The organism is Limimaricola sp. G21655-S1 (assembly GCF_027213785.1).
Taxonomy (GTDB): Bacteria; Pseudomonadota; Alphaproteobacteria; order Rhodobacterales; family Rhodobacteraceae; genus Limimaricola.
Map to the genome: position 1 here is coordinate 24,123 of NZ_JAPWGO010000022.1, position 19,047 is coordinate 43,169.

The following is a 19,047-nucleotide window of genomic DNA, read 5'->3' on the forward strand; positions in this document are numbered from 1 at the left end:
TTGTCAAATTACGCTCCATTGATCGAAGATCCGGGGAATAGCAAAAGCTCAGACGGGTTTTGATCTGCGATCATGGCCTTCAATCGGGTTGAAAGAATTGCTGCCTGTATTCGGTTGGCGTTAGATAGAAGTCCGGCTTCCCGCATCATTTTGAACATCACTTGGCGCAGCTTGGATCGTGTGCTCTCTTTGATGGCGGCAAGGTCATTATCCCATTCCGCTTTCGCCTCGAAGAGCAGATCAAAACTTTCTCGCGGGAGGTCGAGTTGATAAGAGAGGTAACGTTCGCGGACCACCTCGAGCGAGAACTCGCGTACGAAGCGGTACGCGCGGCAAGCAGCGAGCCACAGCAACGCCTGCTGATCGGAGCGGTCCGTCGTTTCGAGTAAGAAAGCTCTCTCTTCAGCCGAGAGCATCATCAGACGGTTAGATATTTCCCGCGTGGCTCGGCGATTGGATATCGCCTTCGGCAAGCTGGTAGTACCTTCCTGTCTGGCGCGTAGTAGAGTTTCACCCCATGGCTCGCCTTCTATATGGAGCCGCGCAATCTCAAGACTTTCATTAAGAAGCAGCCCACCGGTTGAGAATGACATCTTGTAGTTTTGGCTTGTCATTTTCTCATGGCGATATTGAGCGAAAAGCTGCGAAGGCCTCGTTCGCCTCGATTAGGGGTCTGCTGATCACGCAAGCCCCGTATATCAGTGCGAGTGGCGAGGCCAAGATGTTTCGGGCTGCGGGAGAGCGGGCACATCCGGAACGTGTCTTACGGTGCAGTTTTGCTTCACATTGGCCAGACAGATGCCGCTCGGCTGACACAGGCTGACTGACGATCGGTCCATCGCAGGCATGACCGGCCCGGTATAACCCGGGTTTCGCACCGAACCATCCCGGGCTGTCTGGACTGTGTTCCCCATTATCACAGCAAACACGGCGGCCCCGTGCGATAGAGTTCCGGGATTGGGGACTGCCGATATGCCTCGCTTGTGGTTGCCCCACAGGGTTGTATCCTGGGTCTGCATGTAGAGGCTACGGAGGCCTGCAAGCGCTGCCCCATGGGCTCCGTCAAACCGGCAGAAAGATGAACCTCCGGTCAGTAGAACCACCACCAGCGGATAACCTTCAGATAGGTGAGGTCTGTCTGCCTGAGCTGTTTTGGTCGGGTCGTCTTCTCGTGGAGCTCGTCCGCCACCTCGATCACTACGAAAGCCGGGCTGGTGGTCAGGTCATCGGCCTTTGAAACGCCGTAGACGCTGGCCTCGGACACGAAGTAGCGCCGGGTGTCGGTGAACCGGACCGCGAGTTCCGGGGCGACAGCTCCGGGCTGCTCACCGGTCAGATCGACGATTTTCTCGCGAGAGATCCGGTTCCAGACCCGGCCGGACGCGTGGCTGCACTCTTCGAAGAAGTGCTATTTGGGTTCTTCTGACGGGGCAGGCGCAACGAGGTCCGCCAGAACGGCGCGAATGTCCTCGCGGTTTTCCGGATTGCGCAGCTCAGCAAAGAGGCGACCGACTCCGCTCTGTTCGCTGGTTAGACGCTCCAAATCCGCGCGGGCAATCCGAAGCTCTTCGTGCGCCTTCGCCAGATCCCCAGCGAGCTTGTCTCGTTCTTTCTCCAGGGCCCTCGTGGCCACCTCCTTCTCGGCGAGTGCTCCCTCGAGGATTGCCATGCAATTCTGCGCATTCCTCTTGTCGGCCCGGAGTTCGTCGCACTCTTGTTTGGCCAGTGTCAGCGACCCGGCATGTTGCTGAGCGACGACCAGCAACAATTCCTTTTCGGTTGCAGCCACTGCTGCGGATACCGCAGCAGCGGTCCCCTTAGGCAGCTTCGCGAGGAGCGCTCGGTTCTCAGCCTCGCGGATCTCGGCATGAGCGGTTTCGACAAGGCTCTCCAGCGTTTCCTGCCGGATCGAGCCTTTCACACCATACTCACCGCATAGCCGCTCTTTGACGTAGGATGCATCGAGATCGGCAGCGGGTAGGCCGCTGGCCAGCCCTGCGGAGATGATCTCGTGGACGAGGTTGGGGTCGTAGCTGAGGGGACGGCCGCCAGTGTTGCTCTTGTTCTGGTTGGTTTTTGTCACGGCTGGTTTGTCTTTCGGTTTGTCAAACCAGGTTTGACAAACCTGGCTTGTTGATTGCTTCTGCGGGGAAGATTGGTCGATTGTCTCCGACACAAAAAAAAATCGGCTTTCAGGTCATGTCGGGGCCGCCTCTGTTGACAGGCGCCAATCCTGGCCGGACTTTTCAACCACGGGGGGTTTCTGCTCGGCGAGGCGCGCAAGTACACGACGGATCGTGTTCATGCGGTTTTCGTCCGACATCGATCCAAAGATCTCCGGCGGAACGCTTTCGAGAATATCGCGAGGTTTGAAGGGGTCGTTACCGCGGGCACTGTTTAGGCGGCGGATGTGGAGAGCGGTCAGGACCGCCGTGTCATACTTCGACACAGCGCCACGGTTGTTCGCATTCTCCTTATCCGGAGGGCCTGAGCCGTCGACCTCCTTCTCCGGAGGGCTCGAGCCGTCGACAGCCATGACGGTGGTACGGTCATCGCCGTCCTCATCCTGACCCAAGACGAAACTTCGGGTCTCGAAGAACCGCGCCTCTCCTTTCCGCATGGTACGTTGCTTTTCGTGGACCACTCGCACAACCGTTCCCCGGGTTGGCCAAAGCGAAATCTCGGTATCAACCGCACCCCGCAGCGCAGAGCTGCCACGCCCACCTTGTTTGGCGTCCTTGCCAGTATGATGAACCAACATGACATGGGCATCGAGCTGCCGCGCAATGCGGCCAGCGGTGTCGGCAATGCCTGTCATCGTGCTGGCGCAGTTCTCGTCTGCCGTGCCGAGGGAACGTGCCAACGTATCGAAAACGATCAATATAATCGGCTGTCCAAGGTTGTGGCGAAGCCGCTCGAGCTCAGTGACAAACTTGCCGACTGCGTCTGGCGCGGAGAGAACTACAGGCTGCATTCGTACGATGTAGGGAAGAGCTTCGGGGTTATCGCTCAGTCTGAATGCCTGCATTCGGTCGAGCACTGACTCCGGCGCTTCAGCTCCGACATGTACCACTACGCCTTGGCGCACCGGTGCCCCGAAGAAGGGCCCCCCGGTGACGATGCAGTTTCCGAGATGGCACACCAGCGCGGATTTGCCGCAATTGGATGGGCCATAGAGAACAGACGTCTCGCCGCGCCGAAACCATCCTTTCGCGGCGTAATTCCAAGCGAGGGCAGGGGAATGAACTCGGGCATCCCGGTAGATGTCATCGAACCCGAGGGCGGCTGCGGGGGAGGGGGAGGGATCTTGCAAGATTGGGGTCCTTTTGGGCTGCTCGTGAGACTGTCCGTCTTGCGGACAACCCGGAAATAGGTCCGCCCCGCTGACGTCGGAAAACCGAGCCAAGGAAAAATTTCGGCTGATCAGAAATCGCCCCGGCAGACATACAGACACTCCCCCTTCAGGGGATGTCTGTATGTCTGCCGGGGCGTGTTGGCCGCTTTTTTCCGAGATGTTTTTGGGCTCGGTCGGCTTTTCCCTAAGTCCGAGTTGAAGCCAACAAGTCTTAGGGAAATGCAATGAAAAACAGGCTTATACGACCTCTCGCGCTGAGCGAGGTCGCGCGTCTTCTGGCGGTTTCACCAAGAACAGTCAGCCGGTTGATCGACAAGGGTGATCTCAGGGCGGTCCGTATCGGCGCCACGCTGGCGGTGCCACTCGATGGGATGCCCGGCGAGCTGCAACGTTGTTTCGATGTTGATCAGCCCCGGCCTCTTCTGACTTTGCACGAGGTCGCCGCAGAGCTTGGTTGCTCACCGGATGACGTCCGAGCTCTGACGGCGACGGGAGAGCTAACACCTGTGCGCATTGGCCGCTCGCTGCGCTGCTCGCCGACCGAGGTCAAAGAGAGAGTTCGGGTGAAGGAGGGCGGGCATGATCATCGCACCTGATGCGACCTACACCGTTGCCGAAGCCGGCGTGGTCTTGGAGCGCTCTGAACGGCAAGTGCTCCGCTACCTCGAAGCCGGCCGACTTCGCGGGTCGAGAGCCTCCGGGCGGTGGATACTGACCGCTCTTCATATTTGGGAGTTCCAAGGCATCGCCGACGCGATGCTGGAGAACTGGCGCAATTACTGTCGCCTTGCCGAGCAAGAACTGGAAATCAAAAAAAATCAGGATCTTACGCCATCCGGGGAGTGAGGGTGGTCTGCACGGCGTCGGCATGCAGACCACCCCATTTCCTCCGCCGGCGGCGGAAGTCGGTTCGTGTCGCGGGATGTCTCCCTGCGGCGCGCGGGGACTGCCCCTGTCATCAGGTTTCACGATCTCGGCGGCGTCTTCGGGAACGCGCCGAGATCGTGAAACCGAATGACAACAAAGACAAGAAGATCGGATGACACCATGAAACATGTAGCCTTCGACATCGAGAACTCTGCAACCGAGCACGGGGACACTGCGGACTTGCGCCGGTGCCTCTGGCTCTCCAGCATGAAGGGGTCTACCCGTAGTGCGACCCTCGTGAGCCTTGCGGCTTTCTGTGCGGCCTCTGGAATTGATGGTGAATTGCCGATCTTTCGAGTGCGGCAATTGGTTGTGTCACCCCACGCCATGATGAAGGCCACAGTGGGCCAGCGCTGGACGCAGGTAATTAGCGATGTACGGCGAGCACTGCGCTATTGGGATGATCCGCCAACCCGCTGGCTCGCATTGCGCCTCCGGGCCCGTATCCCGACCCTGTCGGATGCGGCGACAGCAGCCAGTCTCCGCCTCGGCACTGACGAGGCAAAGCGCGCCCATGTGGCGCTCGATGCCCTGGCAGCTTCGGAAGGCGGCACCCTCGACGAGGTACCTGCAACGGCTGGTGTGATCGAGCCGCTCCTACGGGCGGCGACACCCGAGACATTCGGCGTCGCCAGCCCAAAAAGCCTCGACAATAAGCGGACGCTTCTTCGAAAGGTCGTTCGGCTGGTCGATCCGCTCAGTACAGGGATGCGCGAGACTTCCGTAGATACCCTACCGGCGGAGTGGAGGGAGGTCCTGGCGTTCCTCGAGCGCCAGTTGAAGAAGCATGAGAAGAGTGCTGCCGCGATTTTGCGGCGCCTTGCAGGGTTCTGCGCGCGCCAGGGCATTCGGCCCGTCGATATCGGTACGCCCCTCGTCGAGACCTTCGTGGCCATGGAGATCGCGACGCACGCACCAGCTTATGTCGAGAAGGTGCGTGCGGCACTCCGTCGATGGAATGATGCGGTTGCCGCAGGACTAAAGTGTCCGCATCTGCCGCCACCCAGTGCGCCAGTGCGTCGGCAGGAAGATGTTGACTGGCACAGTGTTCCCTCAGGCATTCGTACGCCAGTCGATACCTACCTCGAGAAAGCCGTTTCAGTGCGCAACCCCGGGGACTGGGGAGATCTGGTGCCCGACGACGACCCGGAATACGCCGAACTCGGTGTTGCTTTCGGGAACCCGGTATCGAGCAGCGCTGCCACTGAAGCCGTACCTATACTGGAGCCTGGGACCCAAAAGAACTGGCGGGATGCGGTCAAGCGAGCCTGGCACGCCGCGGAAGTGGACCGACGGGTTCAGCCGAAGCCGGAGGCTCTCGGGGATCTGTTCTGCAAGCCAGTGGTGGCAGCTCTGGTGGCTTCGACCCGGAACGCACGCAGACGGCGCAACGAGGCCCAAGGGCTCGTCTTCGACCCCAAGGTGAAAGGCCGCTATGAGCACACGCTGGTCGAGGCGCTCTGTTCGGTCGGGCGCGCCCTTGCCATTGCCCCTGAGCGTCTGGAGGAAGTGGAGGAACTGAAGCGGCAGATCGACCCAAGCGTGATTGGGCTGAAGCGAACCACAAATGGTGGCTTCGAGCGGGTCTACGCCGAGCGACGCATCGGTATGCGCCATGCCACCATGCTGGCAAAATTTGCCGACACGAGCCGGCTGAAGAGGTGGTTCGAGGGGCCTTCCGTTCTATGGGCCCTCGCATGCGCTCCGATCCAGCGGGGGCGGAAGCCTCAGGCCACTCATGTAGCTCTCGCGCGCAACGCCCTCATCGCGCGGATGGGGCAATATGTGGCCCCGGTCAGGCGAGCGAACCACGCGCGCTATCGCTATGTGGGCGACGATCGCCATCTCATCCTGCCCGAAGGCGACGGAGAGGGCACGCTGATCATCCCGGCAAACGAGGCCAAGACATTACGGTCAATCCACGTCCGGATCGACCCTGAAACCGTTCGGATGCTGAAACTCTACATCGAGCACTTTCTGCCGGCGGCTCAGAAGCAGGCGAAGGCTTCTCCCGACAATCCTCACCTTTTCCCAGGAGCCGACGGACAGAAGGTCGAGGAGGGGGGCTATGGGCCAGGTCGCGGTTACATCACCAGGTCCAAGCTCAACACCAGCTTCAAGAAGCACATGTTGAAGCATTGTGGTCTGGATATGTGCTTGCATGTCATGCGGCATCTCGCGGGTAAGATCATCCTCGACCAAGACCCCTCCGCAATGTCGCTTGTGAAAGAGATCCTTGGGCACAAGCGGCTGAGGACGACCCAGTCCTACTACGCCGAGGTCTGCAAGATCGTCGCCCAGCGTCGCTACATTCACTTGCTCGAGCGGCAAGCCCGCCGGGTGCTCGCAACCATGACATTCAAATTCATCGACCCCCAGACCGGAAAGGCGATCTGAGATGCCAAGGCACAGACTTACCTTGCCGCCGTCTTGCTGGCCCGAGGACTTACGAGATCGGTTTGATCGCCATCCGCTTTCTGAGGCCCAGAGGGCGCGCCTTCGGCGCGCCCTGGGGCGCTGGCTTCAGATCTCAAACGACCTCGTCGTAGATCCGCGCGACGTTTCTCGCGAGACATGGCTGGAGCGTACGCAAGGGCTATCGCGGCAGGTCCGCAACGAAGTGCGCCAAGCGCTGGCCATCGTTTTCCCGGCCACGGCCGCATCGCTCTATGCGGGAGACAACCACCGAACAGATCGGGCAGATATGCGCGCCCAGCTGCGCGCGACGATCGCGCGCAATCTGGCAAGGTTTCCGGATGACTGGCGTGTTGCCGCTGAACCGCTCCTTCGCATGGGCGAGGCCGGGTTCGATGACGGCATCCTGGTTCAAGCCTGGTCATCGAATACGATCAAACGGCGCCTCGAAGCGGCCGCGCTGCATTTTGATTACTGCCGGACGCGAAATTTCGCGGTCGACATCGCGCCGACAAGCGTCCGCTGCAAGCTCCGGGAGGATCAGGCCCGCGTTGAAAACGGCAAGCGGCGCGTTGGCGGCGTTGCTGTCGACTTGGGGGCGCTCTCAGGATTGGCCCCAGCCCTTCTGCCAGAGAGGTCGTGGGCGTGGCTGAAGACGACCCGAGATCGCCTGAGGAAACTCGCCAACTATCGAGGCTCACGAAACGCTTCGCGTGCCATCGATGCCGCTGAATTGAGAGCTGCCGGGCAGCAATTGCTCGACAAGGCCGATGCGCTCCATGCTGCTGCCCGCAATCGAAGAGAGCTCGTCGCAGCGCACACCAAAGCGCGAACTGCGCTTTCGATGATCTTGCTCGCCGAGGCGCCGGTTCGGGTCACGAACCTTGCGGAGACCGAACTCCGGAGCAACCTCTTGGAGGACCTCGCCGGTCTGTACCTCGATGCCGCGAGCACCAAGGAAGGAGATCTCGACCGACGCGCCTTCAGCGCGACGCTGATCGACGCGATCGGTCGCTACGTGCGGCTGCATCGCGCGGTCGTCGCGGCCCCGGGGGAGAGCAGGTTGTTCGTCGGTGAGCGCGGTGGCCCGATCAAGGGGGCCCAACTCTCGAAGTGCCTTGGAGACTTCACCGACCCGGTGTTCATGGTACGGGTCACGCCGCATGCAATCCGGCACTCGGTTGGGAACTTCATCATCGCCTCGGTGCCGGAGGAAGCGGCGCTTGCAAGCATCATCCTGAACCACCGCAGCGATGCGGTCACGGCTGTATATACGCAAAGTGCCGCACAGGTCGCTGCCTCTCGGCGACTGGCTGCGGCAACTTCAAGCACAGCCTCAAAGCTTCGAGCCGACACCATGCCCATGACTTCAAAGAGAAGTCCCAAGGGGCGGGGCTCATGGTGCGTCGCCAAACCTCGGCGTCATCCGAAGAGCGCATCCTGACCCGGCCTGACCCCCGGAAATGGCGGGCAGCGGGGTGGACTGGATAGGTATCCAGAGGCCGTCAGCGAAAGTGGCGTGCCTAACGCGGCTTCGGCGGTAGCTGTTCCAGCCATTTCAGGATTGCGTTCGCCGATAGCAGTCATCTCGCACTGACAACAGCTCGGAGGTTCAAGGAGCTGTGGACCGTCTCGATCGGCGCCCCTCAGTTGAGGGCGCGATCAAGGCGGCCACGCTCAGGAAGGAGGTAAAGAGAACAAGACGACCAAAACCGGACTGGAAGCGCGGTCCGGCATTGACCGGGGATTTTCCCTCGGGTTCTCGAAGGAGACCATCTATGAATTACAATCCAAACATGCGGGCCGCGCTTCAGGCCGCAGAACTCCGGCAGGAGTTCATCGACTGGCTCCGCGCGGATGCGGACAAGCTTGTCTCCGCAGCACGGCTTCTCGGCGGTGACCGCTGGCAGGACCGAGCGGCTTACGTTACAGACGCCGTCGCAGTCGGCGCTGAGCCGGAGGAGCTGGTGGCCGATCTGAACGATCTGCACCGCTTGCTGACCCTCGAGTTTGCCGACAACCTCGAGGCACCAGAGGCTCATCACTTCTTCTTGGTGCACCCAGACGATCCTCGCGCGGATGACGCGCGGCTTTGCGCCGAAGCTCTCGAGCGAGGCCTCGAGGTGATGCGGGCTCATGCCGCCGCGCTGGTCAGGGAGGTAGCGTGATGGACCAAGTAAGCGATTTCGTCGCCGAGGCCCTTGGCCACTCTCGCCTGGTCCGCAAGGGCCTCGACGACAACATCACTCCTCTGTTGGAGCCGCGTCATCGCACCTTTGCCGCTGAGCTCAGCCGGCGGATCAGCGCACGAACCATCGTCAACGAAGCATTTTTGAGGGACATCGCGGCATTCATCGACCTGCTCGAGAAGGAGGTCGAGCGTGAGACGTCATATGTGTGGCACGGACGTGAGCATGACCCAGAATGCGGGTATCACGTGCCCGTTCGCACTGAACGTGCCAAGGCATTTCTCACCACTCTCGAGGCGCTCTATGCCGTCGGGACAGCCATCGAGACCGCGCTCGATGCTGCCGAAGCATATGTCATCGCAAACGCGTTGTTCGCCAGGTAGGACCCACATATCACCAGCGAGGTGTCTATACCGCGGCGAGTTCTTCTGAGACCGGCGGCAGAACCGGATCTTCGAGGACAAGGCTGCGGACCCGGAGGCTCCTTGCGCCAGGAAGTTTGCAGGACTCTCGAAAGCGCGGACCTGGATCAAATGCATCGACGCCGCCGGTTCCTTCTGCCGGCGGTGCTTGACGACCATAGCAACGGGTGGTGATCGGTGTCGGACTTGCGATGGCCGTTTATTCGAGTTTGCACATCTCTCACCTAAGACATTGGCGGCGCCAGGCCATAGTGATGTACAGGCACTTTAATGTACGGAGCTGACTTCACCTTGTGATGAACTACGCCTCGTAGGGTAGACCGGTAAACCTCAGATTTTCCGCTAAAGATCTTTTAGCATCGGCCACTACTCCGTGAAGATCCGTTTGGTGAATTAAAACGGGAAACCTATTATCAGTCGAGCCAGGGAAAATATTCCTATAGGTGAAAAAGCCTCATCAAACAAAGTATCTGCTACCGCGCTTTCCAACGCAGCGTTCTCGATCCCCGTATCGATAATAAGGTCGGAACTAATCTGTGCAGCGACTTCAGAGGTTACAGCAAACGCGATCTCAGGGTCGTCCTGCATTGCTCCTGTTACGTAGCTTACGGAATCCGTAGCTTTCAATTGTATCTCCGTTACGACATCGCCGCCCCCGAACACCAACACATCTGTGCCAGGGTGATTGGTGGCATCAAAGAGGCTCGCTGTGATCCCTGCGGCGTCCAGAGCATCAACGTACTCCTGTTCGAATAGGATTCCTTTAATATGGTTCGAGTGACCCAGGACGTCCGATGCATCGATGGCGTCAAAATAGGTCGTGATTTCGGCCGCAGATGCCGATTCAAGCTCAGAGTATCCCCGCCTAACAGCAGCGAAGACGTCGTTGGGAAGAACTTCCATCATTTACCGCCGAATTCTCTCAAGACGGCTTCTGTAGCAGTCCTTCCTGAACCATACTTTGAAGGCGCAATACCGAACGGCGTAAGCCCAGCCTTATTCTTGCGATTGGGATCTGCACCATTATTTAGAAGCAACCTCACTGTTTCGACGTGTTCTTCCTTGGAGGCGAGCATCAAGGCCGTATGCGAAGCTTCGCCCAGCTGATCGACCGACGCGCCAGCCTCGAGCAGGAGTTTGCATAGATCTGTCCGTCCGCACTGTGCTGCTGCATGGATTGCGGCCCATTTTGGGCCCTTCACGTTGACGGATGCGCCATGTTTCACAAGCCGAGCGGCAGCCGTGTATTGCGCATTCAGAATGGCACTTACCAAGGCTGGATTGCCATTGGTGTCGCGGATATTCACATCCGCTCCAGCAGTTAGAAGAAGGTCGAGCATCTTAATGTCGCCGCGAGCAAGAACGAGAATAAGCAGAGGTTGCCCTTCCGAGGTCCCGATATTCACACTGGCACCTTCGGCGATCAAAGCCTCAACGACATCCAAGGAGCCCTGTTCGTAGGCTGACAGTAGGGCGGCTTCTTGATATTTCTTTCCGAACTTCGCGCCTTTGGAGGCCAGTGCCCTAACGATCTGCGTATGGTTCCTAAAGAAGGCGCCTGTGATCGCGTTCCAGCCATCATTGCTGCAAACGTGAATATCGGCGCCCCTTTCTATGAGGAATTCAACCACCTCCTTGCGGCCCTTGATCGCGGCCCAAATAAGAGGGGTCCAGCCATTGTGATCTCGGATAGAAATCTCAGCGCCCTGGCTCAGCATGTAGTCTGCCAGATCGAAATACTCGTTCTCCAGAGCCAGAACGATCGGACATTTTCTTTCTCCCGCAGCTGCGTTCGGGTCAGCCCCTGTGGCAAGAAGTTGGGACGCGATATCGAGGAAGCCGAGTTCTATGGACACCCTGAGCGGTCCACCGCCTTCGGCATTGGGATCGAAGCCGGGTGCCTCCATCATCAGCAACGCGCGGCTTTTGAGCCCTTTTTGTAAAGCGTCAATGAATTCTATGACGGGGTCGTCCGATTGTATCGGCGAAGCACTGTCTTTCACACCAATTTTCCTTTTTCCCTACGTTGCATCACTGCGCTTCGCGCCGCAATGGCTCTCACTCGGCCGCCTATGGCGGTGGCACGGCGCTCAAGCTTGCGGCGTCATGCGCCGCGGCGACAATGCAGCTTTCGACGAGCGCTCGCGCCATGTGGCCGGGCCACGACGGGCTCTCAAAGTGCCTTCAGGCGGTGGTCTTGGTGCGGTGAGCGGACAGGTCGGTTACGCCTGCCGTAGCTACTTCCGCAAACGGTGAACGGATCATCGAAATGTCGACCTCGACGGCGTTGACGCAGTCCCGAAGCGTTCTCATCGAGAAGCCGCTCGGGTTGTAGTTCGTGATACCCACATCCCGCTCGACATGGCCCATGAGCGCACGGCGGTGAGAGTCCTGGCGTTCGGCAAGGATCACCAGATCGTTGAAGGTGGTCCGGAAGCTATGGAAATCCCGTTGCGCATCGTAGATCTTGTGATCTTGGCGGTATTTGGTGAACCGTTTCGAGAAGGTCTCCGTGAACGTCTTCTTGGACTGGCTGCGCTCGAGCCAAGGGAACAGACGAGGCTCCCCCTCGCGCCGACGAAGGGCGACGAGTTGCATGAAACCCAGCTTCAGCAGGTTGTCATGGATCGGGACTGTCCGGCGCGACGCCTGGCTCTTGAGATGCTGGCCCGGCCCCTGTTTCAGCACAATGCAGGGGATCTTGTCGATGATCTGGATATCGTCGAGATAGAGCTGGAGGATCTCTTCGCTCCGGAGGCCCATATGCACCGCGATCAGCGGTGCCCAGAACATCGGATCGCCGACATCCTCGAGCTTGGTCTGATAGATCGGCGAGCGGAAAAGGCCCTCCAATTTGCCGAACCATGTCAGCCGTTCGTTGTCCTCCTCGAGGATATCGCGACGTGCAAGCTCGGCGGAATCCCAGATGTGATCTTCCATGATGTTCTTGGTCAGATGTCCGCGCTTCTTGAGGTAGACGCAAATGCGCTGGAGGTCTTGCATGTGGCGATAGATGGTGGCCGTCCGAAGCCGCCGGATGCGGCCTTTCAGGATCTCGAATTCGATCTTGCCCGGGCTCGCACCCTGCTTTTCCAGCTTGGCTCGCGTAATTTCGGCGTTGTGTCGTTCGGTCGCGTCAGCGTCATCCGCAGCCTCCTGCGGAGACATCTTGCTGGTCTTCGCCTGGTAATTGCGGGGCAGGCGAGCGACGACCTCCCATGACGCCTTCATTTCGGCATCGGAAACTTGGTCGGCGGGCTTGTTGCCGAAGATCCGGCCGAAGAGAGATGCGGTCGACCGGGCATTCGGCGCGGAGTTGCGCGCCCAGCTTTCTCCCGCCTTGGAGCATGGTTGCTCGTAGGGCTTGAATGAGCTGTAGCCCTTGCAACGCTCCTCGATGTAGCGTCCTGAGCCGGTCAGGATGTCTGGGCAGACGGACGTTCCAGGTATGGCTTCCGATGCCTTGGAGGCAGGGATTACCTCGTCGGCGGCGACTTCAATAGGGGGCGAGAAACCCGTCCGTGGCGCGTCGTGAGGCTGCATGGAGGCCGCTGTCGCGATGGTCGACGCGTCGGGCATTGCCGGCTTGGCAGGCGGCACGATCGATGCCGGATGCGCCGGCGGTGCAATAGGCTGGACGACAGCCGAAGGGGTTCCCGCATCGAGTAGGGAGCGAGCTGTCTGGAAGGCCGGTGACGGCCCCCCGAAATCGCCCTGATCGCGGCGGAGGTTCTCCTGCTCGGCATCGAGCATGACGCGGAGCGCGCGAAACGCCAGCCGCTGCCAGTCGGGATCAGCTTCATCGAGGGGAACTCCGAGACGGCAGGCGACCTCTCTCAGAGGGTTCCGCGCCTTTTCGCGGTCCCGGGACGCGATCGCATGCCGCAGCGTCGCCATCGCGGCGTTGGCGCAAGCGAGGTCGAAGGCCGCCGCTTCCGGAGTCCGCAGAGCTTCCATCTCGCGCGCTACATCGGCCGCTTCGATGAGGAAGCGGCAGAGCTCCACGAGGAGCCTTTCCATGATGTCGGGCGCGATCGCCATCGTTCTCTCCGTCACTCCGGCGAAGGCGATGTCGCTCAGAAGCGTAAGTTTCTGTGCAAGGGCCTTCGCGTCGGGAAGGACGTGGGATCGTAGGGAGAAGAGGAGTGCGATCTTTTTCGATGGGGTCCAGATCCTCAGGGCACGTCGGGGCCAGCGTCGGCGCCAGTGGAAGCCGGAGGGACGGTATTCGAGGTGCGACTGTGCCGAGACTTGGGACCGCATGTCTTCGACTCCTGTGCCAGCGGTTGTGCCAGGCGGAGAGACAGGAATCGCAAGCAAAAAGGGCTTCTTCGACGCTATGTCGAAAAAGCCCTTCAGAAGCAGTAGCTTAGAATTTTTTGGCTCCGGCGGTAGGGATCGAACCTACGACCAATTGATTAACAGTCAACTGCTCTACCGCTGAGCTACGCCGGAACATGTGGGCGATATACAGTTATCGGATCGGGAGTGTCCAGAGGCCGAGGCGGAAAAATTTCGCTCTCCTCACGTCAGCTTGAATCGGGCCTCGGCAAGACCGGGCGTTTCGGCGATCGCGCGGTTTCGCGACATGAGATCAAGGAGATGCGCGAGGACGTTGCGGCGGGCCGCGCCCTGCAACTCGGCCGGGATGTCGGCGTAGAGCAGCCGCGTGATTTCTCCTGCATCGGCGGGACCCTTCGAGAGGACGCGGACGATCTGCGCCTCGCGCTCGGCGCGGTGGGACAGCAGCCAGTCGATCCTGGGCGCCGGCCGGTCGACCGGTGCGCCGTGGCCGGGATAGAGCCGCCGGGGCTGCAGCGCCCGCAGCCGCGCGCAGGAGCGGCGGAACGCCGCGAGGTCGCCATCGGGCGGCGAGATCAGGGTGCTGGCCCAGCCCATCACCAGATCGCCCGAGAACACCGCCCCCCGCCAGACGAAGCACAGATGCCCGGCCATGTGGCCCGGCATGTGCAGCGCTGTGACCGGCGTGCCGCCCGCGCCGATCCGCTCGCCTTCGCGCAGGATCCGATCGGGCCGGAAGGCCGCGTCGAGACCTTCGCCGCCGCCAAGACCGGCCTCGGCCAGCCGCCGCATCAGGGGGCTGCGCCCGGCATGCGCGGTCCCGAACCCGCAGATCGGTGCGCCGGTGGCCTCTGCGAGGGCAGGGGCCAAGGCGGAATGGTCGCGATGCGCGTGGGTGACGAGGATCGCTTCGACCGGGCGGCCGTCGATCTCGGTCAGCAGCGCCGCGAGATGTCCGTCCTCGGCCGGGCCGGGGTCGAGCACGAGAAGCCGGTCGCGGCCCAGTACGTAGCTGTTGGTGCCGGGCCCGGTCATCGGCGAAGGATTGGCCGCGCGGAGCCGCACCAGCCCCGGTTCGAGGCGCACGCGGGCGTCGTCGCTCATGCTTTTCCTTTCCGGTCCGGGCGGCTAGCTTGCGCCATGACCTTCGACTGGTTGAAACGATGGATGCCGCGCGGTTTGCAGGGCCGCGCCGCGCTGATCCTCCTGCTGCCCGTGGTCACCCTCCAGCTGGTGATCTCGATCAGCTTCGTGCAGCGCCATTTCGAAGGCGTCACGCGGCAGATGACAAGATCCGTGCTGATCGATCTGCGCTATGTGGCCGAAACCGTGAATGCAACGCCGGCGCGCGCCGCCGCGGCCGAGGCGGCGGCCCGGCTGGGCGAGCCGCTCGAACTCGAAACCCGCTTTGCCCCGGCGCCGCCCGGCGGCGATTCGGTCAAACCGTGGGATCTGTCGGGTCAGCAGGTCATCGCCACGCTGCGGTCCGGGCTCGATGACGTGCAGGCGGTCGAGCTGACCGCCGGGCGTCAGGTCTCGGTCTGGGCCGGCACCGATCACGGGACGCTGCAGCTGGGCTTCGACCGGCGCCGGGTGTCGGCCAGCAACCCGCACCAGCTGATCGTGCTGATCGTGGTGCTCGGCGCGTTGCTGACGCTGGTGGCCTATCTCTTCATGCGCAACCAGCTTCGACCGATCACCCGGCTCGCCGCGGCCGCCGCCGCCTATGGCAAGGGGCGGCTCGTGCCCTACAGGGCGGGCGGTGCCTCGGAGGTGCGGGCCGCCGGGATGGCCTTTCTCGACATGCGGGCGAGGATCGAGCGGCAGAGCCAGGCCCGGCGGCTGATGCTGTCCGGGATCAGCCACGACCTGCGCACGCCGTTGACGCGGCTCAGGCTCGGCCTGTCGATGCTGCCGGAGGAGGAGGTGGGTCCGCTGGTCGGCGACGTGGACGAGATGCGCCGGCTTCTAGACGCGTTTCTCGATTTCGCGCGGGGCGATGCGGGCGACGAGGTGGAGCGGATCGACCCCGAGGAGCTGACCGCGCGGGTGGTCGAGGATGCGCGGCGCACCGGGCAGGCGGTGGAGATGCGGCCGGTGCAGGGCAGGAGCGAAGCGATGCCGCTGCGACCCACGGCGCTGCGCCGCGCGCTCGAGAACCTGATCGGCAACGCGCTGCGCTATGGCACGCGCTGCGAGGTATCGCTGATCGTGTCGCCGCGCAGCTTGCGGCTTCTGGTCGAGGATGACGGACCCGGCATCCCCGAAGCGCGCCGCGAAGAGGCGATGCGCCCCTTCACCCGGCTCGATCCCGCGCGCAACCAGGATCGCGGCACCGGCGTCGGCCTCGGCCTCGCCATCGTGGCGGATATCGCCCATGCGCATGGCGGCGCGCTGCATCTGGGCGACAGCGAGCGGTTGGGTGGGCTCAGGGCCGAGCTGGTGCTGGCGCGCTGAAGCATCTCTTCAGATGGCAGGCGGAGGTCCGGTCGGATCCGGCCCGGACCCGATCCGTCCATGGGGCGTTGGCCCGCCATCAGCCAAAGGAATCGAGATGACTTACAAGTCCATGATGCCGGTCTTCTTCCTGCTCGCGGCCTGCGCCGAGATGCAAGGTGAGACGGGCGTGACGACCCCCGCAGGCGCCGATGGCACCGCATTCAATGATGAAGACCGCGCGGATTATCGGCCCGGCGGCGACCCTGTCTTGCAGACCGGTGGCGGCCTCAACGACGAAGAGGATTGAGTATGTCGATATTCCTGTTCCACCCCTGACGAGTGCGACGAAGCGAGTAGCGGCGGGCATCATCTCGGGCGGACCGGACATTTTTGCGCCGGAAAGCGACAACAATAATTCCGCCGCGCCGCCACTGTTCAGTCAGGCCGGACATTGCGTCGAATTTGGCCCCAAACCCTTGCGAAACATGTCGCATTTGCGTCTTTTTAACGGAGCAAATGTGAGGGGATCGACCATGAAGACTGCCGTGCGACTCGCAACCAGCGCCGCATTCCTTGCCGCCATGGCAACGCCAAGCTTCGCGACATGGCGTTTTTCCTGGCGTGACTGGTACGCCTACAAGAGCAAGCCGCATGCGGTTCCGGAGATCGACGCGTCGAGCGGCTTGCTGGCTGTCGCTGCCGTGGCCGCGATGCTGATCTTCGCGTGGGAGCGGAACAGGAAGCGCGGCTGAGCGGCCCCGCCGACCTCAGATCAGGGCCCAGTTCCCGCTCGATATGGCCCACAGCGCAACGACGGCATTGGCCGAGACATGGGCCGCGACGGCATCGCCGACGCGGCCTCGCCGTATCAGCAGTGCCGAGAACACCAAGCTCGCCATTCCCGCGGCAAGCCACTGCCCATGCAGCAGGGCGAAGCCCATAGCCGATATGGTAAAGGCCAGAATGCGAAGACGCATATTGCCATCATCGATCCGGGCGTGCAGGTAGCCTCTGAAGAAAAGCTCCTCGATCATCGGTACCAGAATAATGGTGCCGACGAGCCGGGCCCCGATCCACAGTGCCAGAGCAGCACCACCGATCGGCCCCGCGAGATCGGTGATCGTCGCCTGTGCGCCGCTTGCCATGCCGGCGAAGATCCAGCCGATCCCCACGACTCCGCCCGCGGCAAGAGAGAGCACATCCGGGCGCCATTCCAGCCGCGCGTAGACCTGTGAGAATAGCGCCAGCGACAAGGCCATGGCGATCACCCGCCACGGGTAGCCCGCCTCGGGCGCAGTCCAGAACGCCGAAACGACGATGCCCGAGATCATGAAGACCACGAAGGGCAGGATCCGCGCCGCATCCCAATCTCGCAACAACGGCGTGCGCGCAGATGGAGCGGCGCGGTTTCGGTGCAGCCAGGGCAGGCTTTGGGCCAGGGCCAGGATCAGCAATGCCAGAATGGTGAAGGCGAGCCAACCGGCATAGCTGTGGAACCCGTTCACCGCGAGGTCCGGGGCGCCACCCACGCCGATCATCACCAGGATGGCGATCCGGATGACGTTGAACACCCAACTCAGGCCAAGTGCCAATGGCCAGAGCACCAGCCAGAGCCGGCGCTGCCGCAGCGTGTCGCGAAATAGGACCGCGTAGAGGCCGACGAAGCCGGTGACCAAGGCCAGCCCCTCGACCCCGGAACAGGCCGCCGCGATCTGCACGAAGAAGTCATTGGCGCCGATGATGTATTCCGAGACATCGACCATGACCGCGAGTCCGCTCATCGACATGATCAGCGCCACAGCCTGGAATGTCGGCCGCGCCAGCCAGTCCCAGTTCCAGAGCATGCCGCTCGTCGTCGCGGCCTCGGGCAGCAGCGCTGCGATCAGGGCGAGCCATACCGGCACCCAGCGCTGGTCGGCGAACCAGACGGCCCAGCCACGCGGCGACACCATCCAGAACGCACCCCCCAGAGCCCCGGCGAGCGCCCCGGCCGCCATGATCGGCAGTGCCGTTTCCAGCCGGTCCTGCAGCAGGGCCGGACCGAAGAGGATCACCGGCGAGAAGATCAGCGCTATCCCCAATGCGTGAATGGCGGGCCAGAGGCCGGACGTCGCGCCGCCGCTCAGGGCCACGAGGGTCTTCCCGGCCTTGGGCCGGGCCACGAAGTAAAGCGACAACGCCGCAATGACGGTGATCCCGCGCCCGAGCGATCCGCGCAGCTGTTGGCACCACAGTTCCGCCGCACTGGCGCGACACTCGACCGACACGCCGAACTGATAGACGGCGACGATCATCAGCGTCTCGACAAAGAAGAGAACGCAGAGCAAGGCCAGACGTGGCTGGGAAAGATAGGTCAAGAAACGGGTCCTGTGGGCAGTCGGTAACGGTTCTTCGAACGCGTGCCTTAATCGAGGATCAAACCATGACGAAGCTCGCGCTCCCTTAAAGCTTTCGCCCCGATTTGGGGCGTCAATTTGCTTTGGCTTGGTCGATTGTTCGACCGATCGTCCGTCTGTTTCCAAGGGGCCAGCGGACCAGCGACTTGGCATGCCGGGTCATGCGGCTGATGGCCGGCGGCGGCCGAGCGAAGCGTCGCGTCCCGGAGCTCATCTCGATGCCTGAAAGAGATTGCCCGGCTCGTCCCAGCCCCGGGAAGATTCATAGGGTGTTGATTTGGGTCCGATGGACAAACGCCTTTGCCCGGAGTGGCTTACGGCCGAATTGTGAACGGCGGCGCCACACTGTTGCCACAATCATCGTTCCTATGGGCAGCAAGAAAACTAGTACTTTTGGGTAGCGACCTGACCCACTCACCTCATCGGCTCGTCAGAAGCCGTGGACGTCAGGGGCCTGCACCAGAGACAAAGGGCAGATCTATGAGCATCTCCTATGCGATGCAGACCGGCGTGAGCGGGTTGCGCGCCAATTCCACGGCGGTGGGCCGGATCTCGGAGAACATCGCCAACGCCAACACCGACGGCTACCGGCGCAGCTTCGT

The 19,047-nt window shown here is 61.7% G+C and carries 18 protein-coding genes, 1 tRNA gene and 1 pseudogene; 10 read left to right on the forward strand and 10 right to left on the reverse strand.

Annotation, left to right across the window (positions count from 1 at the left end; translation table 11 throughout):
• Positions 1-8 precede the first annotated feature (8 nt).
• The 4 genes and pseudogenes from O4G76_RS17310 to O4G76_RS17325 form a co-directional block, all read right to left on the reverse strand.
• On the reverse strand, positions 9-593 hold the full coding sequence (locus tag O4G76_RS17310) for a DUF1819 family protein (RefSeq protein ID WP_269398499.1): 585 nt from the start codon (positions 591-593) through the stop codon (positions 9-11).
• A gap of 500 nt (positions 594-1,093) precedes the next feature.
• A pseudogene (locus tag O4G76_RS17315) lies at positions 1,094-1,375 on the reverse strand (IS3 family transposase); the annotation flags it as partial.
• A 33-nt stretch (positions 1,376-1,408) separates the two neighbouring features.
• On the reverse strand, positions 1,409-2,083 hold the full coding sequence (locus O4G76_RS17320; protein ID WP_269398500.1) for a hypothetical protein: 675 nt from the start codon (positions 2,081-2,083) through the stop codon (positions 1,409-1,411).
• Positions 2,084-2,197: 114 nt separating this feature from the next.
• Entirely contained in the window at positions 2,198-3,313 is a 1,116-nt protein-coding gene (locus O4G76_RS17325; protein WP_269398501.1) for an AAA family ATPase, read from the reverse strand.
• A 266-nt stretch (positions 3,314-3,579) separates the two neighbouring features.
• On the opposite strand from O4G76_RS17325, the gene O4G76_RS17330 reads away from it, so the two are divergent.
• From O4G76_RS17330 to O4G76_RS17355, 6 genes are all read left to right on the forward strand, one after another.
• Entirely contained in the window at positions 3,580-3,951 is a 372-nt protein-coding gene (locus tag O4G76_RS17330) for a helix-turn-helix domain-containing protein (protein ID WP_269398502.1), read from the forward strand.
• Positions 3,935-4,201, forward strand: coding sequence for a hypothetical protein (locus O4G76_RS17335; protein ID WP_269398503.1), 267 nt, complete (start codon positions 3,935-3,937; stop codon positions 4,199-4,201). Before O4G76_RS17330 ends, O4G76_RS17335 begins: the two co-directional genes overlap by 17 nt.
• A gap of 201 nt (positions 4,202-4,402) precedes the next feature.
• Complete coding sequence (locus O4G76_RS17340; RefSeq protein WP_269398504.1) at positions 4,403-6,679, forward strand: hypothetical protein; 2,277 nt, start codon at positions 4,403-4,405, stop codon at positions 6,677-6,679.
• Between the two features lies 1 nt (position 6,680).
• Positions 6,681-8,141 carry a hypothetical protein gene (locus tag O4G76_RS17345; RefSeq protein ID WP_269398505.1) on the forward strand — a complete coding sequence of 487 codons (1,461 nt, stop codon included), beginning with the start codon at positions 6,681-6,683 and terminating at the stop codon, positions 8,139-8,141.
• 334 nt (positions 8,142-8,475) lie between these two features.
• Positions 8,476-8,865 (forward strand): hypothetical protein, encoded by a 390-nt coding sequence (locus O4G76_RS17350; protein ID WP_269398506.1) that lies wholly within the window; start codon positions 8,476-8,478, stop codon positions 8,863-8,865.
• Positions 8,865-9,269 (forward strand): hypothetical protein, encoded by a 405-nt coding sequence (locus O4G76_RS17355; RefSeq protein ID WP_269398507.1) that lies wholly within the window; start codon positions 8,865-8,867, stop codon positions 9,267-9,269. Before O4G76_RS17350 ends, O4G76_RS17355 begins: the two co-directional genes overlap by 1 nt.
• 432 nt (positions 9,270-9,701) lie before the next feature.
• Here O4G76_RS17355 and O4G76_RS17360 read toward each other — a convergent pair whose 3' ends face one another.
• The 5 genes from O4G76_RS17360 to O4G76_RS17380 form a co-directional block, all read right to left on the reverse strand.
• The gene (locus O4G76_RS17360) at positions 9,702-10,211 is read right to left on the reverse strand and encodes a hypothetical protein (RefSeq protein ID WP_269398508.1); all 510 of its coding nucleotides are present in this window, start codon (positions 10,209-10,211) and stop codon (positions 9,702-9,704) included.
• The gene (locus tag O4G76_RS17365) at positions 10,211-11,311 is read right to left on the reverse strand and encodes an ankyrin repeat domain-containing protein (RefSeq protein WP_269398509.1); all 1,101 of its coding nucleotides are present in this window, start codon (positions 11,309-11,311) and stop codon (positions 10,211-10,213) included. Before O4G76_RS17365 ends, O4G76_RS17360 begins: the two co-directional genes overlap by 1 nt.
• Positions 11,312-11,492: 181 nt before the next feature.
• Complete coding sequence (locus O4G76_RS17370; protein WP_269398510.1) at positions 11,493-13,349, reverse strand: site-specific integrase; 1,857 nt, start codon at positions 13,347-13,349, stop codon at positions 11,493-11,495.
• A gap of 339 nt (positions 13,350-13,688) precedes the next feature.
• A tRNA-Asn gene (locus O4G76_RS17375) sits at positions 13,689-13,763 on the reverse strand.
• 69 nt (positions 13,764-13,832) lie between these two features.
• The gene (locus tag O4G76_RS17380; protein ID WP_269398511.1) at positions 13,833-14,714 is read right to left on the reverse strand and encodes an MBL fold metallo-hydrolase; all 882 of its coding nucleotides are present in this window, start codon (positions 14,712-14,714) and stop codon (positions 13,833-13,835) included.
• A 36-nt stretch (positions 14,715-14,750) separates the two neighbouring features.
• On the opposite strand from O4G76_RS17380, the gene O4G76_RS17385 reads away from it, so the two are divergent.
• The 3 genes from O4G76_RS17385 (at position 14,751) to O4G76_RS22090 (ending at position 16,801) form a co-directional block, all read left to right on the forward strand.
• Positions 14,751-16,067, forward strand: coding sequence for an ATP-binding protein (locus tag O4G76_RS17385; protein WP_269398512.1), 1,317 nt, complete (start codon positions 14,751-14,753; stop codon positions 16,065-16,067).
• Between the two features lie 112 nt (positions 16,068-16,179).
• Positions 16,180-16,356, forward strand: a complete 177-nt coding sequence (locus O4G76_RS17390; protein WP_269398513.1) for a hypothetical protein — start codon at positions 16,180-16,182, stop codon at positions 16,354-16,356.
• On the forward strand, positions 16,328-16,801 hold the full coding sequence (locus tag O4G76_RS22090) for a VPEID-CTERM sorting domain-containing protein (protein ID WP_269398514.1): 474 nt from the start codon (positions 16,328-16,330) through the stop codon (positions 16,799-16,801). The genes O4G76_RS17390 and O4G76_RS22090 overlap by 29 nt, the downstream gene beginning before the upstream one ends.
• Positions 16,802-16,816: 15 nt before the next feature.
• Here O4G76_RS22090 and xrtE read toward each other — a convergent pair whose 3' ends face one another.
• Positions 16,817-18,598 carry an exosortase E/protease, VPEID-CTERM system gene (xrtE, locus tag O4G76_RS17400; protein ID WP_269398515.1) on the reverse strand — a complete coding sequence of 594 codons (1,782 nt, stop codon included), beginning with the start codon at positions 18,596-18,598 and terminating at the stop codon, positions 16,817-16,819.
• A 327-nt stretch (positions 18,599-18,925) separates the two neighbouring features.
• On the opposite strand from xrtE, the gene O4G76_RS17405 reads away from it, so the two are divergent.
• The coding region (locus O4G76_RS17405; RefSeq protein WP_269398432.1) for a flagellar basal body protein at positions 18,926-19,047 on the forward strand (122 nt) is incomplete at its 3' end.

What these genes read in the sequence shown, in the direction of transcription:
- O4G76_RS17345 (WP_269398505.1), top strand. Translation starts at nt 6,681, where the DNA reads ATGCCAAGGCACAGACTTACCTTGCCGCCGTCTTGCTGGCCCGAGGAC.
- O4G76_RS17355 (WP_269398507.1), top strand. Translation starts at nt 8,865, where the DNA reads ATGGACCAAGTAAGCGATTTCGTCGCCGAGGCCCTTGGCCACTCTCGC.
- O4G76_RS17335 (WP_269398503.1), top strand. Translation starts at nt 3,935, where the DNA reads ATGATCATCGCACCTGATGCGACCTACACCGTTGCCGAAGCCGGCGTG.
- O4G76_RS17370 (WP_269398510.1), bottom strand. Translation starts at nt 13,349, where the DNA reads ATGGCGATCGCGCCCGACATCATGGAAAGGCTCCTCGTGGAGCTCTGC.
- O4G76_RS17340 (WP_269398504.1), top strand. Translation starts at nt 4,403, where the DNA reads ATGAAACATGTAGCCTTCGACATCGAGAACTCTGCAACCGAGCACGGG.
- O4G76_RS17390 (WP_269398513.1), top strand. Translation starts at nt 16,180, where the DNA reads ATGATGCCGGTCTTCTTCCTGCTCGCGGCCTGCGCCGAGATGCAAGGT.
- O4G76_RS17385 (WP_269398512.1), top strand. Translation starts at nt 14,751, where the DNA reads ATGACCTTCGACTGGTTGAAACGATGGATGCCGCGCGGTTTGCAGGGC.
- O4G76_RS17360 (WP_269398508.1), bottom strand. Translation starts at nt 10,211, where the DNA reads ATGGAAGTTCTTCCCAACGACGTCTTCGCTGCTGTTAGGCGGGGATAC.
- O4G76_RS17310 (WP_269398499.1), bottom strand. Translation starts at nt 593, where the DNA reads ATGTCATTCTCAACCGGTGGGCTGCTTCTTAATGAAAGTCTTGAGATT.
- xrtE (WP_269398515.1), bottom strand. Translation starts at nt 18,598, where the DNA reads ATGCCAAGTCGCTGGTCCGCTGGCCCCTTGGAAACAGACGGACGATCG.
- O4G76_RS17330 (WP_269398502.1), top strand. Translation starts at nt 3,580, where the DNA reads ATGAAAAACAGGCTTATACGACCTCTCGCGCTGAGCGAGGTCGCGCGT.
- O4G76_RS17350 (WP_269398506.1), top strand. Translation starts at nt 8,476, where the DNA reads ATGAATTACAATCCAAACATGCGGGCCGCGCTTCAGGCCGCAGAACTC.
- O4G76_RS17380 (WP_269398511.1), bottom strand. Translation starts at nt 14,714, where the DNA reads ATGAGCGACGACGCCCGCGTGCGCCTCGAACCGGGGCTGGTGCGGCTC.